Genomic DNA, 16914 nt, shown 5'->3' with positions numbered 1-16914 from the left:
ATCAACCGAACATATATTATCGTATGGAGATTATCCACTCATAAAACCTATCTTTCTTTAGAGCGTACTTTTTATGTATGCTCTTTTTTTATTTATCCCTTATTCTGTACATATAAATCTGATCACCTTTTTATTTCACGTCGGGTAAATCGACCTGCCCTTTATAAATAATCTAGTCAAGGTGTCCCCCATAATACTTCTTTATTTATTAGACATTCACTACTCTATTAAATTCGTGTATCCATTCAAGCACCATTCATCTAATATATTTTCCTTCTAAATTCACCAAAGATGTATTAAAATTCTTTATATACTCCAGGAGGTCAAATATGTTCAAGTTGCATCCCATACTACTCATCTTAGGATTTATTTTATTTTTATATAGTGTACTTGCCTTCATGTTATTCCTTTCCATACAATAGTAATACCTGCACAAACCGATGTTAAATATGTAATTTCTATATAGTAATGAAAAAATCTTTAATTATACGGACATAAATTAAGATGTCTTTTTATACCGTTAGGCAACTAGCAAATGTAATGCCAAAGAACTTTTACACCCTTGTTACTTACTCTTTTTATTACCTGCAGAAAATCTAATACTTAAAATAAGATAGCCCTTTCAACATCAAAACTGTAAAAAATAATTTTAAAACTTTACCTTTCATCATTACATCTTTAGCATGTGAAATTCTCATGAAACAAACTCTATTTAACCAATTTACTTATAAAAAAATAACAATAATAATCCCCCACCATTCGGTACAGGGGATTAACTAAACCTACTGAAAAGTATTTTATTCTCTTCGTTATTTAATTGGAGAAGGAAATCTTGCAGCTTCAAAATGAACCGTATTCACGCCATTAACATTTTGAACAATTACTCCGGCGACACTACTCTCAGCAAAAACTTCAACTGAATCCCCTGCTTCTAATTGAAGAATAGAAGTTACTGAAACATCATTGTTAAAAAATACTCCAGTCCCAAAGAAATCATTATCTATTGCTATCGCTGGATTTCCATTCACACGAATTTCAACTCTAGCTCTGTAGTTCACATTAAAATCATTTGGAGAGAATGTTATATTCCCTAATATACTATATACCCCTTTAGTCTTCGGAATAAAAATAGATGTTGCTGGGTTATATTCATTCGCTAAATCAAACTGTTCATCTTGGAACAATACTTTAACAGAAGTATTTTCCGGGACAGGTTGATTCATTGTATTAACAGCTCTAAAGGCAGATGCCCTTACAAGTTTTTCCTTCTTATCCTCACAACAATTTTCTTTTACATACTTTTTATCACATTTACTATTTTCTCTAAAGCAATTATGACTTTTCTTTTTATAATCTTTACAATACTTACAGTAATAATAAGACGTAGTAAATCCCCCTTAAATTTATTATTACATACTATGCAATATAGATTAGAATAGTTTGGACAAACTGATACTATTTTCAATAGAAAAAACCCCACCATTTCGGTGAGGATTACACTTTATCTGCTGTATACTCAACTTTATTTAATTGGAGAAGGGAATCTTGCTGCTTCAAAATGTGAGCCGTCTTCCGAAGTACTTAAAACTCCATCTATGCTACTTTGTGCATAAACCTCAACTTGATCTCCTGCATGCAATTGAATAATCGTCGAAACACTTACTACATTTCCAAAACCGATTGGACCAAAAAAGTCATTATCTATAGCTATTGCCGCGTTTCCATTCACACGAATTTCTACACGAGCTCTATAATTTAAGCTAGGATCGTTTGGAAAAAAACCAATCGTTCCAATAACAGAGTATACTCCTTTAGTCTTCGGAATAAAAATAGACGTTGCTGGATTATACTCATTCGCTAAATCAAATTGTTCATTTTGGAATAACACTTTCACAAAAGTATTAGCAGGAACAGGTTGATTCACCGTATTTCTAGCTCTAAATGCTGATGCCCTAACAAGACTATCCTTGTTGTCATTACACTTACTATCGTTCTTACAACAGTTATGCTGTTTCTTTTTATATTCTTTACAATACTTACAGTAGTAATAGCAAGACATACTCGTTCCCCTTTCATGCTTATTACTTCAGATTATGTAAAAAAGATTCGCAATGTTTGGACGAACTATTGTTTTCCCCCTATACTTGTCGCCTATTTATATACACGTAAGCGGAAGACATTTCAATAACACAACAACCTAGTAGTATAATAATCTCTATTCAAATTTGATAAATCCCTTTACTTTCTATTTTACTTTTTATGCATAAAAAAGAACGAACTTACATTCGTCCTTTCACACATTTTTATGGTCCAAAGCTTATCATCCAACCTAACATAAATCCAAATATAGAAAACAGTAGCACAAAAAGATATAAACTACATGCCCACAATGCATATTTCCGACTTTTTCTTTTTGTGATCATTCCTATAACTGAGCATACCAATCCAATACCAACTATTTGCAGAAAACCTTTACCTATAAATGTTTCTTGTATAAGCAATATAATGTTCAAATACAATAACGCCAGAAAGGCAATAATTAATGAAATAGTCCCCATCCACGTTTCCTGTTTATAAATATGATTCTTTCTTTTTTTTAAGAATGCCAATTCCATAATCTCGCTTCACCTACTTTCAATTTTCTAACTTTTTCGTGACTCATTAATTTTTCAACTTCTGCTTTAGGTCCAGTTACAACTGCCCCATATGTTTTTACCCCATTTTTTTCAAGGAAAGAAATACGTTTTGACAACTCTAATACTTTCGCTCTAGATAGCTTCACTGCTAAATTTTCATGCTTCTGTAATGACTTTAACACATCAATAAATTGTTCCTCATGAGGTGAATCACTCACAAAAGCACCACTTGGTCTTGAAATCATATCTGCTGGAAAGCCAATCGGAGCAACATACATACCCTCGTCATTCGTTTGCTTCTCCTCTAACCCTGTATTAACGGCATACCAGACGATATCAATAGTGGGAAACATATTCGTTACCTCTTGTACACTCAACAATTCTCTAAAAGATATAAATGCTTCTACAACAGATTCTTGCGGAAGACCCTTTAATACTTGCGCTTCTTCACTACTATTATAGGATGAATTATAATTATTAGGATGAGACAATACCTCGTTATCTATATATGGGACTTCCGGAATTTTTTCATCTGTTGTATATTCACGGCTAACTTTCGTTGCTCTACTAAATATATAATCTGTTTTCTCTTCCCCTATTCGAATATCTTTCTTCCCTACCCTTTTATACAAATCAAAATGCAATTGTAAACTAAGCGGTAACAATGTTTGCTCCATGTCCCTATCTTTCAAAAATACATTTGGTTCTGTTACACTTAATGTTTGATTTACTACATTCCGTATCTCCATTGCGTTGGTAGGTGCCGATGTATAATATATAAGTGTAGATATATATAAAATAGGTTGAATAAGTAATAAAAAAGTAAATACAATTAAAACATTCGTAATACGCGCTCTTTTTTTTCCTATTTTCATCACTTGTTCCTGTTTTCCATTAGAAAGTGCATCCGGCCTTTGATGAAGAGCTTCTTGTAACATTTCTTTATAATCATCTTGTTCAGAATGAGGTTTATCATTTGTCATTTTGACTCTTTTCCTCCTTTAACAATTCTTTTAATCTCTTTCTCCCGCGAAATATGTGACTTTTATACGTGTTTAACTTTAAATCTAATACAGAAGCACCTTCTTCGTACGTTAATTGATGTACGTCACATAATAAAATAGCTTGCGCCTCTACCACTGGCAAAGTATGAATAATCTGAATAAATTTTTCATAACTATTTTTTGCGACTACATACTCTTCTGTAGATTCACCTGCTTGAATTGTTTCTAATTCCTCCGTTCCTACAAAAGCTACTTTTTTCTCTTTCCTAACAAAATCAATAAAGGTATGATATGCCACTTTAAAAAGCCATGATTTCACCTTTTGGTTTTCATAGTCTTCTAGATAAAGAAACGCCCGATAAAAAGTCTCCTGCATCAAGTCCTCCGCTACATGATGGCTACGAGAAAGGGAAAATAAATATCGGTACACATCGTTTATATAAACTTTATATATTTCTTCAATCTCCATCCCCCTCCTCCTTTCATATATAACACGAATAAACAAATTAAAAAGTTGCATTATTTTTCCTTTTTATTCATAAAAAATATTTATACATTTCAATAAATATTTACAATTATAAACAAAACATAAGATGTTATGGCTATAAATATACTTCAAAATGGGGAAAAACGGTTCGGATGTTCTCCTGCTCTTGTAAATTGATAGTCATAGGACAATCTTCCTGTACGATATAACCACAGATAGGATTTCGTTGCTACCTCTCGTCCTGGTTCGCGTTAGTAAATGTTCATGTATCTTTTCATATAGTGCCACTATCCATCATTTGTCATGATAAGATAATTCTCATTCTTTCTTCGATCGACGATATTTTCTTATCAAAAAACAACTTGTAGAGTATGTACAAAGATTATCTCATCAGCTATTTACAAATTGTAGATGGAACTATTTGACGCTTACATATACACTCATCCCCCTCAATTATTTCCGCTATTTGCGGATACCTCAAAATTCGGCATCTGTGATAAAGATAGGTGGGAGCTGGGTTTCCCGTATATATCCAATTGGTAATGGTTAGGTTAATAATCGGTTTGGGATACCTGCTCCTATTCATAAAATTTTCAGCTTATAGATTGAAGACAGTTCCATATGGAATCGTAAGAAAAGAACTTCCATACGGTGTGATTTGATGCACTGGATAAAAATACTCCATAGATGAATAATACGGCTGGATACCTTGTTGTTGCAGTTGCATTTGTTGTTGCATTTGTAACGCTTGTTGAACAGCTTGAACTGTACTTTGTGCTCCGCTAAACGTTATTGATGTACCATATGCTGGTCGCATACCCGCTTGAGAATAAAAATACGAATAAAACATTTTTTTCAGCTCACTTTCATATAAGTTATTACAAATTATGTTATGATTCTTTATTTCAGTGGGTGCTGAAAGTTAGTCTATTAGCTTTGATTAGGTTTAAAAATTTCTATTCTCTCTTACACTTTCATATTTCATTTACAAGAGTAGCTAATGTTTGACCCGCTAACGGCCCAACCAAATCTTCTTGAGTAATTATTCCCGTAAGCGTTGCACACTCTATTGAAACCGGATTTGTTATAGGTCCAAATAAAAAAGCTACAACAGGACCATTAGTTCCTTTTGCTCCAATATGCAGATGGGCAACTACTACATCCTTCTATATCAAATAAATCTAACTTAAATTTTAGGCTAAGCTCGTCCTGGCTTAATTTAAAGAAAGCCTCCCCTCGAGCGTCTGTTTCTACTGGTGGAACTTCATTTCTACCACGTAGCTTTGTAAAAAACATATCTATCACTCCTATGCTTTTATATACTACTAATATATTCATACCCTTTATATAAGGTGATAAAGAAGCAGTTGTTAGACCAATGAAAATTCATTTTATATGATAGATTAATTTATCAATTTTATAAAATTCATTAATTTAACTATAAAGTTATTTAAATTTAATTCATATATTGTAGTAGATTACCAGAAGGGAGGTGTAAATATGGAAAGTTGTGTTTTGTTCGTTAATGGACAACCTCTTTTAGTGGTATCAGTTGCTGGAATCGAAATTGCTAGATTAGAACTTTCTCTTCAAGTAGCATTGACTTTAATAGCATTAGGAATTCCAATCTGTGCATAAAAGTTAGGCATTTATAAAAAGAGGGCTTAAGCTCTCTTTTTTATTTATTCCTTAACAAAAAAAGATACCACTTAAATTGTGGTATCCACCTCAATAATTATCTTAAGTTTCATCACTACTAAACTAGTAATCCTAATTTGCGTACAATTCCTGAAAATGAATAACTATATGCAAAACCTACAATACGAATTCTTGGATTCCATTTATGTTCTAGATCTTCATTGTACGTTTTCTTGTAATACGCTAGTTTAGAATCTATGTTATATTTGTCGTTAACAATTACTTCATCGCTAGAAAGTCCATCTATTTTAATCTGAACAGCTACATACTCTGCTCCTTCATTTAAGGCTTCATTATAACACCTTCCTAATTCTTCTAATGTCTTCCTCACCATTAACCTCCTCCTATTCAAATGGGCGTTTTGTTCAATAAAAAAGCATTTAAATCAGTAGTTGCAAGCAACGATCTCATAGATTACTCTTTTTATGTTTTAAGCTAATAAAAATATACTTCCATTTTGTTTTGTAGTCTTACTTACACTTCCTGTTAATAACCAAGTATTGATTATACATCCCATAAGAACGTCTCGATTTTCTAAACATATACTTAGAAGAAAAATATTCCTGAACATTTTACATTACACATACACTTACCAATAATTCACATTCAGTAGAGGATACAAATTTTCAAGACATACTTAACATGTAAATTTTTTAAAAGGAGGTAATTATGAAGCATAATCAAAACTCAAACGATCCGTGCGAAAAGTTTCAATTCCCCTGTTTTATTTCTATTTCCTCTTGTAATCAAACTAATTGTTGTACACCTGTTTTTTTCTCATTTTCTCAGCAACAAGAATTATTGTCCCTAATTAACCAATTAAACCAAGCTATCTTTTCTTTTTTCACAACACCAAATCCAACAACTATACAAATACTCCAATCATCATTACAAGCGTTAAATGATTTATTAATTGCAGTACAACCAAATACTCCAAATAAAAATTTAGTTATACGAACTATAAATCAATTAATCAATTCCTTACCTACCGCATCTCTTACTCAAATTTCAGCATTATTCCAATTTCTATTCCAAAACTTATCTTCACTTATTAGCTGTTCAAATATATCGGACCCATTATTGCAGCAAATATTCAACTTAATTTTACAAGGAATCTTGAATAGTTCGTTATTAAGTAACATCGGAACACCAGGTCCGACTGGAGCCACTGGACCTAGAGGATTTCGTGGACCTAGAGGATTCCCTGGACCTAGAGGTATCCAGGGTTCTCAAGGAATTCAGGGGCCTGAAGGACCGGAAGGACCTCAAGGTGTGCCAGGGATCCAGGGATCGGAAGGACCAGCAGGGCCTCAAGGAGCTCAGGGTTCTCAAGGAATTCAAGGACCGGAAGGACCGGCAGGGCCTCAAGGACCTCAAGGCGTACAAGGGATTCAAGGACCATCAGGACCACCGGGGCCGACTGGTTCAGGGACCGGAATGGGAATACCAGGACCACCGGGACCTACTGGACCTCAGGGTATACAAGGGATTCAAGGACCGGAGGGACCGGCAGGGCTCACTGGACCTCAGGGTATACAAGGAATTCAAGGGCTTGAAGGACCAGGAGGACCCACTGGACCTCAGGGTGTGCAAGGAATTCAAGGACCCACTGGACCTCAAGGTGCGCAAGGAATTCAAGGGCCAGAAGGGCCACCAGGACCTACTGGGGAATGTGAATGTCCAACTGGACCTGCATGTAATTTCCTTGTTTATGTTACAAACGCAGGAGTCATAGATGATCCTACCGATGATACAGTATCTGTAATCAACACCGGAACAAATACAGTTGTAGCTACAATTACTGTAGATAATGCACCTCTCGAAGTAACAGTTTCACCAAATGGAACTCGCGCTTATGTTACTAATATTTTTTCTGATATTGTCTCTGTTATTGATACCTCTACAAATTCCGTTATCGCTACCATTCCTGTTGGAAGCGACCCGATTGGTGTAGCTGTTTCTCCAAATAACACAACTGTTTATGTTGGAAATCACGGTAATAATACGGTTTCTGTTATTAATGCTGCTACTAACACTGTCATTGATACAATTCCTGTTGGTAACGCTCCGCAAGGAATCACTGTTTCTCCAAATGGAGCCTTTGCATATGTTGCAAATGAATTAAGCAACAATATTTCTGTTATTAATACTGCTACGAATACCGTTAGCGCTACGATTCCTGTTGGTATTCGTCCTAGAATAATCGTCTTCACACTAGATGGTACTCGTGCTTATGTAACAAATCAAAACAGCAATACTGTTTCTGTTATTAACACCGCTACCAATGCAGTTATTAATACAATTAACGTAGGTACAGAACCTGTTGGTATAGATATTACACCGGGTGGAAATCTTATTTACGTTGTAAATAAAGTGAGCAATAATGTATCAGTTATAAATGTAGCAACAAATACTGTGATTGATACAATTTCTGTTGGCTTATCCCCTGATCAAGTAACCATCATACCTGATGGCACTCTTGCATATGTTACAAATCAAGCTAGTAATACTGTTTCCGTTATTGATATTGCTACGAATACTGTTATCACTAATGTCCCAGTAGGTGTCGCTCCAACTGGTATAGCAACCGGAACTATTTGTGAATAAAACAAAAAAACAGAGAGACCAAAAATATGTCTCTCTGTTTTTTATTTTCTTGTGCTCCTTAAAAACTTCATATTTATAGCAGTCCCCTACGTGCTTCGTGTTAATCATAATATACATAGAGAAATATTATTCGACTTATTTCATTTTTTCTTATGTATACTTCTATACATTTGTTTGTAAAAGCCATTGTATTAAAAGAAGTAACCGAGTATCTTTATGAGCTTAAATACAGTCACAAATTATCTATATCACGCTTTAATCTTATTTTCTTAACCTCATTAAATTCCTTTACAAATTAAAAAAGCAGCTGTTACGCTACTTTACATTCATTTTATCCCCAAGAGAAATGATAAATATATTCTCCCGTTACATTTTGATTAATCCCAGTAATTCTAGCAAATCTCATTAAGTCTGCCCCTTGAAGAAAATACATTGCAAGCATTACTGGTACTTGCGACCACATAAATTGATAAAAATCCTCGACTCTTTGGTTTGTTGAAACAATTAAATCATTTACAGGCCCTTGATTCCATACAGAAGTACTAACTGAACGAAACGGAAGATCTTTCCCATTCACCACTATTCTTGCCATGCTTTGAGTTATGTCCACATCAATTCCCTCCATCATTACAAAAATCGGACCTGTGTATTTACTCCTATGGTTATAAATATTCTTGACTTTCATAAATGACTAAGGCAAACCTCTATTTTTCACTTCTATTCAAATGAATTTATTACAGTAAAAAAACAAATGAAATTTTAGTATTACTCTCCCTCAACTTCCGTATTATTTAGATCATTTATACCCTTGTTCGCTTTTACAATCCGGTATGCAAAATTACATATCTTATTATCTCAATATCACTTTATTAACTACAATTTGATAGAAATTCATTTGTATCACCTGATAAATCAGCGTTTGTAATTTAATTCCTTATTTAAAATTCCACCCTTTTATTTTTAAACACTATATTCGAATAATTATATTGAAATTTCTTGTTGTATACACATCTATCTTTTTCATGTATTATATACGAGAAGAGTAAGGTAAGAGTTACTCTTTGCCATTTTAGGAAAGGTCCTGTTGGAAACAACAGGACCTTTTTTCGTATTAGTAAAAGCAATCTTGATTTACTCATTTAACCCACTCATTACTTCCCCAAATATAGTTTCAACCATTTTGCTTTAAGCTCTCTGACCTGAAATGCTATACGTTCTCTTCTAAGTAATCGACTACTCGTACTATGCGTGCTTCTCTTTACATACCTAACTTTCCGTACAGCTTGTTTCCCTTTAAAGTATTTCACATAATACAAACAAAAGAGCCGTTCTTGTTCCATCAACTCTTCATCATCTAGCATTTCTTTCACCGCCTTCAAAATGCAGGATTTCCCTTTCCGCTATCGAATTAATAATGTTCGGAAAGGGGGTGTAACATGGCGGAAATTAAAGTGGGACTTACACAATTTTTAGACTTCACACTGAAAAGTAGTGCTGCTAAAACAAATTTTGTAAAGAATTTAAAATCTCAACCTGAATATCACCCGGTTTTTGATTACTGGAAACAATTACGAGAAACTGTTATTAAATTTCATAAAAACGAACTACCTTTTGACTGTTTTGAGACATTAGTACAGACTGTTGACCAGAAGAAAAAGCAAAACTACATTGATGTTATAAAGCAGTACAAAAAATTTATTAAAAACAAAGACGTCTCTTGGTTTGATCCAGGTAAATCGCATTGGTTATCAAATAATTTAATCGTCCGCTCATCGCCTGAACTCGGTTTGCTCATTAATGATGAGCCGCATCTTATTAAACTGTTTTTCAAAGGAAAAAAAGAGCGAATTGATAAATATAACATCAACTCAACACTAACATTATTAAACGACTCAACATTTTCAAATGAACATAACGATGTGAATTATACGGTCCTTAATATCCAAAAGAACAAAATGTATACGAATAACTCTATTAATAATGATCATGTAATAGCTCTTGAATCAGAAGCTCACCAGCTTTGTTATTTATGGAATAAGATGTAAAGGTTTTAGGAATCTCTTTCTATGTCTTGTTCATACGTAATTTGGTCACATTTTTTACAAATTACATTCTTTTCGTTTAATGGAAGCTCACCTTCTTGTTTCTCACAAACAATGCAGGGTGGGCATTTTAAAAAATAGTTTCTTTACCCATTTCATCATCCTAATTACCCCCTTTGAAAGAATAATGTAATACTGTCTTTCTATCACATCTACATTCCCCCTGACTTCTACCGCTAAATACTTCCTAACATGTTCTTACGATTTCTTTCGCGCTCCACATCATGTTTTTCTTTCACTCTATACAGTGCCGCAATTCCCCCTTCTAGTTAGCCTTGCTTCTTTTACATGGATTACTTTATTTGGGTGTAATTGTTGCTGGAACTCCGCTTAATCTCTTCTCTCACACCACCTCATAAAAATATCTGAGGAAAAGAACGTTTTAGCAATGGCTATCATGAATACAATTTACCTTACTAATAAATAGTAGCCTTACAATTTCAGAAGTTTGACACAGCTCACGAAAAAGCTTATAAAGAAAAGTGAGGTTCCTAATATTTATTTCTAGATTTAAGATGCATATAAGACTAGGACATAAAAAGTAGAATCACACTGGATATCTACTCACATGTTATGCTAGGACTTCAATAAACTGCGGTGGATGAATTTGCTAACGAATTATTCGAAAAGAAAGGCTCTCGTTGTAAGTTTTCCTTTCACAGCAAATACACCAACTAAATAACCAAAAATATTGATAGTGAAAAAGGAGAAACTAACATGAAAGAAATCAAATCTGAACAGGAATTCAAAGACATCATCGCAAGCGAGGAGCCAGTAGTTGTTAAGTTCTTTACTACATGGTGCCCAGATTGCGTGCGTATGGACAACTTTATCGGAGATGTGATGGAAGAGTTCAATAAGTTTGAATGGTATTCTATTAATAAAGATGAGTTCCCAAGTATCGCTGAAGAGTATCAAGTAATGGGTATTCCAAGTTTACTTGTATATCAAAATGGCGAGAAGCTAGGCCACTTACATAGTGCTAATGCAAAAACTGAAGAGCAAGTTACTGAGTTTTTAGAAGCATACTAAGATGAAAACCCTCTGAAAAATATTTTCTAGAGGGTTTTTTATTTTTTCCAAATCAGCTGTCAGAAGTGTACATATTTAAACTCCCTTCTCCTCCCCCCTATACATAGATCCAAATCGCGTTCATATTCTAACTTTGCACTTTACAACATATTTTTCCTTCATGAAACTTTGTTATCCACTTCTTAAAAAGCTATAAAACGTCAACAATGTTTGTATAGACCCACACGACTTTCGTTTGATACTCTATTTATAGAAAGAAATTCCTTGTAGAAAGGTGAGTGATTAAAATGGATACTCTTTCTCATAAAGAAGCTGATAAAGGTGCTATTGTCAGCATTTTGGCCTACATATTTTTATCCTCTATGAAAATCATCATCAGTTATATTACCCTCTCTAGCGCATTACGTGCTGACGGTTTAAATAACTTAACAGATATCGGTGCTTCTTTAGCGATATTAATTGGTCTAAAAATCTCTCGAAAACCTCGTGATCCAGATCATCCATATGGGCATTCGCGTGCAGAACAAATTGCATCACTTGTTGCTTCTTTTATTATGGCAACGGTCGGATTAGAAGTTGTTATTAGTGCCATTCAATCTTTTTTAAATCCGAAACAAGCAGCACCTAATGTACTTGCTGCATGGGTAGCTTTATTTTCTGCTGTCGTTATGTACTGTGTGTATTTGTATACGAAAAAGATTGCAGCACGAACAAGAAGTAAATCATTAGAAGCAGCTGCAAAGGATAATTTATCAGATGCCCTCGTAAGTATCGGTACAGTAGTAGGCATTGTCGGTTCACAGTTCCAAATGCCTATTTTAGATCCTATTGCTGCTTTAATTGTCGGTCTTATTATTTGTAAAACTGCATGGGAGATTTTCGTAGAAGCTTCTCATATGTTAACGGATGGAATCGATCCAGATAAGATGGAAGAGTATGCTGATGCGATTGAACATATTGGTGGCGTGGAAAACATCGTAGATATTCGTGCTCGTATGTACGGGAATCAAACGTACGTTGATATTACAATCGAGGTAGATGCTCGTATGGATGTTGGAGAAAGTCATTGTATCACTGACAACATCGAGGCTATGCTTCGGAAAAAGTTTGGCATTTATCATGCGCACATTCATGTTGAGCCAATGGAAAAAGAACCTATTATGACATAGGTTCTTTTTTAATGAACGTTTTATGAAATATTACGCATAAAACGAGCCAGCTACCGCCAGCTGCCCATCCTGCTAATATGTCAGATGGATAGTGAACGCCAAGATATATTCGGCTAACTGAAATAGATAATACAACAAAGCTCGCTATAAAAATAATCAACAATTTTTTATGCAATGTAATACGTTCTTCTGTAATCGTGACGTATGCAATAAATCCTAAAAAAGCAGTAGCATTCATCGTATGACCGCTCGGAAAACTATATCCAGTTGCAGTAACAAGCTGTGTTACATCAGGTCTTGCTCGCTCGTACCATAGTTTAAGCATACTGTTTAAATAACGAGATCCATAATAATTAATTGTTAGAAGTAATGCACTAAGCAACTTTTTTCTAACGAGAAAATACATTACAAGAATAATGAGTAACGGAAAATATATTCTTTTGGAACCGATAAAAGACACCCAAGTAAAGTAGGCTGTCAAATAATCGTTTCGAAAACTTTGAATAAAATGCGCGACTATATTGTCAAATTTCTCAATACAAGCGGTATGATACGAAAGTGATAATACGACAAAACAAATGAGTAGCGTTGAACTTAACAAGTATAAATGTCGATATCGTTTCACATACATAACCTCACTATGCAAAAAATGGAGCGGTTGTTTTAGTTTTCCTCTCCATTTCTTTTTTATGCATAGTTTATTAAAAAATATAATTGTTAATTGTTTCTTTCATCGTTGGAATATCTTCATTCGTTACTGTAAAGCGAATCACTTTCTCATCAAGATCAAGTGCTTCTGCAAATAAACCTGCTAATCCACGAGATTTTCTGTCTACTTCCATAATAATCTCTAAGCGATCGTAAGTATTTGGCAAAATCAACAATTCTAGTTCATCTAATTTTCCATAATACTCTCCGGAAACAGGAACAAACTCAAATTCTTGTGCGAATGGAATTTGCTTACGTAATCGATACGGTAATTCTTCACATTCTATATGACGCGCTTTAAAACCTAATTGATTCACACTCTCTAACACACTATTTAATAGCGCATTTGGCAACACTTGAATGTAATCACGATCACTTGGATCTATACTACGTTTAATATCAAGGCCTGTGTGCACCCAAACTGTTTTCATTCCAAGAGTAAGCGGTGTTTCAACTGGCATTTTAAATGAAAATGGAATTTCTCTTTTTTCATTCGGCTCAACAGAAAAAGGCTCTGTTAAACGAACTCGCTCTAAATCATATGTTGTTGTTACTTTTTTATCATCCACTTCTCGTACATATGATGTTGATAACGTTAAGTAAATGCTTTCAATTTGTTGGCTAACGGAACCTCCCGTTATATGAACCTTCCCGTATATCTCTTCACCAACAATATACTCACCTTTTTCAAGAACTGTATCTACTTTTGCATTACCGATACCAACGCTTGCTAAAAACTTTTGAAACATGGATCCTCCATCCTTTCTAAAGCAAAAGCTACATCTTTTTTTAAATCTTGTACATTCTCATAGTACGGCGTTTTTATTTGTAACATTCGCATCAACATTTCACGGTTGTAATTTTCCAAAGTTAATTCGTCATACCATGGCTTTTCATGTTTTTCATTAGATTCATAGCCTGCATATAATAAAAATAATGAGAAATGACCAAGCGCATAAAAATCGCTACGAAAGTGAACTTCTCGCATCAAAGCTTGTTCACCCTCATAAGTTGTAGCTCGTTCATCCCCCTCGCCTTTCAATTTCGCCAATCCAAAATCAATAATACTAATTTCGTTTTCTTTCATTAATATGTTTGGAATGCGTAAATCTCGGTGAATAATACCTTTACTATGAAAAACTGATACAATTTCTAATATTTCATATAAAATTTTAAAAACTTCACGTTCTGTATATACATGCCCATCCGAGAAAATATAATCCTCGAAATTTTTACCAGGCATATATTCCATCACAAAAAAGCTTTTTTTCTCCCATACGAAATGATCATATAAACTAGGAATTGCATGATGGTTTAATGTTTGTAAAATCATTTTCTCATGCTCAAATGATTTTCTACCGGACTCATATCTTTGTTTACTTTGTCTTAATTGTTTTAAGACTTTATATCTATTTATTTGTAAATCATTAACGACATATGTAACCCCATAACTGCCCATTCCAATTACTGATTCAATTTTATAACGTTCTGCGACAATTGTGTTTTTTCGTAGTGGTCTATCTAATAAAGCTAGTATACGACGCCATTTCATTAGCTACTTGAAAAGAAGCTACGGCTTTTACGTTTTCTTTTATAATGATGATGCCCATAACCAGATGAACGTCGTTTATAATCGCTACTTGAATAAGAGCGACCTCTATGGCGATAATCACTACTAGAATACGAACGATATTTTTTCTTTCCTAATAAAGAATCAATAATTTTTTTGAACATCCCTTCACCTCTTGAGTAAAATTTTCTTTTAATTATACCAACTATTGCTGGCTACATTTGTGACAAGTTTGTAAAGAGTAAAAAACGACGAGTTAGGCCCGTCGTTACTTTCACTCATCCTCTTCATCAAAAACTTCATCAATCATACATTTCTCTAATAAGTACTCGAATGTAATATCTGCAAGATCTTCAATTTCTTCTCGTTTTGGGACGTATCCTCTTTCAATTAGTTGCTCATAAAAAAACTCCGCAATCTCTTCCGTATCAATTACGACTTCAATTTCCTTCATGAGCATCACTCCTTTATTTCTGTTTTATGAAAAAATCTCAAAATTATGTATATGAGATTAGAAAAATAGTTTTTCTTTTTTTATAGGTCATATCCTTTGGACGAGATGCATACGATGGTAGTACAAGCTATCAAAAGGGGGAAATAATTATGGAATATCAATACGAGGTAACGCAAGAAGTAGGGCAAACAAAAGAAGAGTTCATGCATGAAGATCAATGGGCAGACTCTCTTATTAAATGGCTTTTTATTTTTTTAATAGTTGTAGGCATACCTTATACTGCATATGTTGTTGTTCAATTCATTCTCTCTTTCTAGTTAACTATTTTTTCTCTGTCAATTTAACTAAATAATTATGAACAACATCCATAACAATTTTGTATTCTTCATCTTTAAATGTATCAAATAACAATTGATAATCGTTATAAATATCAAGTAATCCATCAATGATTTCTTGACGATTTGTCTTAACACTCACTTTTTTTGAGTTGTTAATTGACTTTAATTTTCCTAAATCTAATTTATTCATACCTGCTTTATCTTGTTTCATTTTCTTCAAAATTGCATTTGCCGTTTGAGCATTAGCAAGTAACGTTAAATCTGACTCATCCGCTTCTAACCATTCACCATCCGTAATTCGTGATAGTTCATATATTGTATCTTCCCATGCGTCATTTTTATATCTCCATACTTCTGTACGAAAACCAACAATTCGAAACACATCTTTATCGTATCCTGTTACTTGCACGAGATCACCAAATGTGAAATTATAGTTTAATTCAATCCACTCAGTTTCACCTTTTTTCATATCTTGCTCAGTAACATGCTGCAATGTTTGCTCTACGTAAAATCCATCATGATTATTGACTTCGTATACGTAAACTCCATCTAAAACCTTCATATTTGTGATTTTACCAACGGTTCCATATAGCGTAATCACGACTATGTCCCCTACGTTATATTTAGGTTGCTTTTTCCTTGCCATCTATATCTCTCCTTTTTTTGACGTCGTGATTTTGATAACAGTATATGCAACCTACATAAAAACGCTTATCACAGAAGCGTATATTCATAAATTTTTTCAATAAAAAATATCACTATATGAAAATTTATTTACAACGTAAAAAAAGCTAGCAAATAGACTAGCTTCACGTCAAAAAAGTTCATATAGTTTTTATCTATCTTGTATGTATAACTCCCACGCTTCATCAAATATAGACATACTTGCTAGCATTCCACTTAGCTCTAAGTATGAACTAATTTCATCGTAATCTTCAGATTGCTTCGGAAAACTTAAATCATCGTACATTGCCTCTGCTAAATTCGATATTTCATTACTAAATAAAGCTGCACGATGCTTCATCATATAGTGGTAAAATGTCTTTTTCAAAAATATTCCCTACCTTTCTAACTTGGGTACATTATACAAGGCAAAAAAGAAAAAAACC

Annotated in this window: 21 protein-coding genes and 2 pseudogenes; 6 read left to right on the top strand and 17 right to left on the bottom strand. The window is 33.8% G+C overall.

Going from position 1 to position 16914, the window contains the following annotated elements; all coding sequences use genetic code 11:
• Window positions 1–809: 809 nt before the first annotated feature.
• The 7 genes and pseudogenes from PDQ68_RS01825 to PDQ68_RS01795 all read right to left on the bottom strand — a co-directional run.
• Window positions 810–1382: pseudogene (locus PDQ68_RS01825) on the bottom strand (C1q-like domain-containing protein); the annotation flags it as partial.
• Between the two features lie 140 nt (window positions 1383–1522).
• Complete coding sequence (locus tag PDQ68_RS01820; RefSeq protein ID WP_061183530.1) at window positions 1523–2059, bottom strand: C1q-like domain-containing protein; 537 nt, start codon at window positions 2057–2059, stop codon at window positions 1523–1525.
• A gap of 244 nt (window positions 2060–2303) precedes the next feature.
• Window positions 2304–2615 (bottom strand): hypothetical protein, encoded by a 312-nt coding sequence (locus tag PDQ68_RS01815; RefSeq protein ID WP_061183529.1) that lies wholly within the window; start codon window positions 2613–2615, stop codon window positions 2304–2306.
• Entirely contained in the window at window positions 2597–3619 is a 1023-nt protein-coding gene (locus PDQ68_RS01810; protein WP_061183528.1) for an anti-sigma factor, read from the bottom strand. Before PDQ68_RS01810 ends, PDQ68_RS01815 begins: the two co-directional genes overlap by 19 nt.
• Window positions 3609–4109 carry a sigma-70 family RNA polymerase sigma factor gene (locus PDQ68_RS01805; protein ID WP_062822547.1) on the bottom strand — a complete coding sequence of 167 codons (501 nt, stop codon included), beginning with the start codon at window positions 4107–4109 and terminating at the stop codon, window positions 3609–3611. Before PDQ68_RS01805 ends, PDQ68_RS01810 begins: the two co-directional genes overlap by 11 nt.
• A gap of 616 nt (window positions 4110–4725) precedes the next feature.
• Complete coding sequence (locus PDQ68_RS01800; RefSeq protein WP_061183526.1) at window positions 4726–4977, bottom strand: DUF3947 family protein; 252 nt, start codon at window positions 4975–4977, stop codon at window positions 4726–4728.
• Between the two features lie 127 nt (window positions 4978–5104).
• A pseudogene (locus PDQ68_RS01795) lies at window positions 5105–5423 on the bottom strand (CHRD domain-containing protein); the annotation flags it as partial.
• Window positions 5424–5627: 204 nt separating this feature from the next.
• On the opposite strand from PDQ68_RS01795, the gene PDQ68_RS01790 reads away from it, so the two are divergent.
• Window positions 5628–5765, top strand: coding sequence for a DUF3956 family protein (locus PDQ68_RS01790; RefSeq protein ID WP_000443219.1), 138 nt, complete (start codon window positions 5628–5630; stop codon window positions 5763–5765).
• 118 nt (window positions 5766–5883) lie between these two features.
• Here the strand turns inward: PDQ68_RS01790 and PDQ68_RS01785 are convergent, their stop codons facing one another.
• The gene (locus PDQ68_RS01785; protein WP_153016944.1) at window positions 5884–6156 is read right to left on the bottom strand and encodes a hypothetical protein; all 273 of its coding nucleotides are present in this window, start codon (window positions 6154–6156) and stop codon (window positions 5884–5886) included.
• 338 nt (window positions 6157–6494) lie between these two features.
• Between PDQ68_RS01785 and PDQ68_RS01780 the strand changes: the two genes are divergently transcribed.
• Window positions 6495–8432 (top strand): YVTN family beta-propeller repeat protein, encoded by a 1938-nt coding sequence (locus PDQ68_RS01780; protein ID WP_061183524.1) that lies wholly within the window; start codon window positions 6495–6497, stop codon window positions 8430–8432.
• A gap of 331 nt (window positions 8433–8763) precedes the next feature.
• Here the strand turns inward: PDQ68_RS01780 and PDQ68_RS01775 are convergent, their stop codons facing one another.
• Both PDQ68_RS01775 and PDQ68_RS01770 read right to left on the bottom strand, forming a co-directional pair.
• Window positions 8764–9117 (bottom strand): hypothetical protein, encoded by a 354-nt coding sequence (locus tag PDQ68_RS01775; protein ID WP_061183523.1) that lies wholly within the window; start codon window positions 9115–9117, stop codon window positions 8764–8766.
• A 466-nt stretch (window positions 9118–9583) separates the two neighbouring features.
• Window positions 9584–9793, bottom strand: coding sequence for a terminase small subunit (locus PDQ68_RS01770; protein WP_227585420.1), 210 nt, complete (start codon window positions 9791–9793; stop codon window positions 9584–9586).
• A gap of 75 nt (window positions 9794–9868) precedes the next feature.
• Here PDQ68_RS01770 and PDQ68_RS01765 point away from each other — a divergent pair, with 75 nt between their 5' ends.
• The 3 genes from PDQ68_RS01765 to PDQ68_RS01755 all read left to right on the top strand — a co-directional run bounded on the left by PDQ68_RS01765 (window position 9869) and on the right by PDQ68_RS01755 (window position 12735).
• Entirely contained in the window at window positions 9869–10477 is a 609-nt protein-coding gene (locus tag PDQ68_RS01765) for a hypothetical protein (RefSeq protein ID WP_061183522.1), read from the top strand.
• A 747-nt stretch (window positions 10478–11224) separates the two neighbouring features.
• Window positions 11225–11566, top strand: a complete 342-nt coding sequence (locus PDQ68_RS01760; RefSeq protein ID WP_223290742.1) for a thioredoxin family protein — start codon at window positions 11225–11227, stop codon at window positions 11564–11566.
• Between the two features lie 287 nt (window positions 11567–11853).
• A complete protein-coding gene (locus PDQ68_RS01755) occupies window positions 11854–12735 on the top strand; it encodes a cation diffusion facilitator family transporter (RefSeq protein ID WP_000380376.1) in 882 nt (293 codons plus the stop codon).
• Here the strand turns inward: PDQ68_RS01755 and PDQ68_RS01750 are convergent.
• The 5 genes from PDQ68_RS01750 to PDQ68_RS01730 form a co-directional block, all read right to left on the bottom strand.
• A complete protein-coding gene (locus tag PDQ68_RS01750) occupies window positions 12725–13360 on the bottom strand; it encodes a phosphatase PAP2 family protein (RefSeq protein WP_000833372.1) in 636 nt (211 codons plus the stop codon). The two genes, PDQ68_RS01755 and PDQ68_RS01750, sit on opposite strands and share 11 nt — an antisense overlap.
• Before the next feature lie 76 nt (window positions 13361–13436).
• On the bottom strand, window positions 13437–14192 hold the full coding sequence (locus PDQ68_RS01745; RefSeq protein ID WP_000486608.1) for a sporulation protein: 756 nt from the start codon (window positions 14190–14192) through the stop codon (window positions 13437–13439).
• Window positions 14174–14995, bottom strand: coding sequence for a serine/threonine protein kinase (locus PDQ68_RS01740; RefSeq protein ID WP_000872048.1), 822 nt, complete (start codon window positions 14993–14995; stop codon window positions 14174–14176). Before PDQ68_RS01740 ends, PDQ68_RS01745 begins: the two co-directional genes overlap by 19 nt.
• Window positions 14995–15177, bottom strand: coding sequence for a hypothetical protein (locus tag PDQ68_RS01735; RefSeq protein WP_000473370.1), 183 nt, complete (start codon window positions 15175–15177; stop codon window positions 14995–14997). The genes PDQ68_RS01740 and PDQ68_RS01735 overlap by 1 nt, the downstream gene beginning before the upstream one ends.
• A 110-nt stretch (window positions 15178–15287) precedes the next feature.
• Window positions 15288–15467 carry a YozD family protein gene (locus PDQ68_RS01730; RefSeq protein WP_000658451.1) on the bottom strand — a complete coding sequence of 60 codons (180 nt, stop codon included), beginning with the start codon at window positions 15465–15467 and terminating at the stop codon, window positions 15288–15290.
• A 149-nt stretch (window positions 15468–15616) separates the two neighbouring features.
• Between PDQ68_RS01730 and PDQ68_RS01725 the strand changes: the two genes are divergently transcribed.
• Entirely contained in the window at window positions 15617–15784 is a 168-nt protein-coding gene (locus PDQ68_RS01725) for a DUF3930 family protein (RefSeq protein WP_011040294.1), read from the top strand.
• A 4-nt stretch (window positions 15785–15788) separates the two neighbouring features.
• Here PDQ68_RS01725 and PDQ68_RS01720 read toward each other — a convergent pair whose 3' ends face one another.
• Window positions 15789–16451, bottom strand: coding sequence for a hypothetical protein (locus PDQ68_RS01720; protein ID WP_000101501.1), 663 nt, complete (start codon window positions 16449–16451; stop codon window positions 15789–15791).
• 189 nt (window positions 16452–16640) lie between these two features.
• Window positions 16641–16856 carry a YozE family protein gene (locus PDQ68_RS01715; protein WP_000750723.1) on the bottom strand — a complete coding sequence of 72 codons (216 nt, stop codon included), beginning with the start codon at window positions 16854–16856 and terminating at the stop codon, window positions 16641–16643.
• Window positions 16857–16914: the final 58 nt, after the last annotated feature.

Origin of the sequence: Bacillus cereus group sp. Bc010, from assembly GCF_027716745.1 — a bacterium.
GTDB lineage: Bacteria > Bacillota > Bacilli > Bacillales > Bacillaceae_G > Bacillus_A > Bacillus_A pacificus.
Note: the sequence above shows the minus strand (reverse complement) of the source record. Positions and strands in the feature narration are given on the sequence as shown.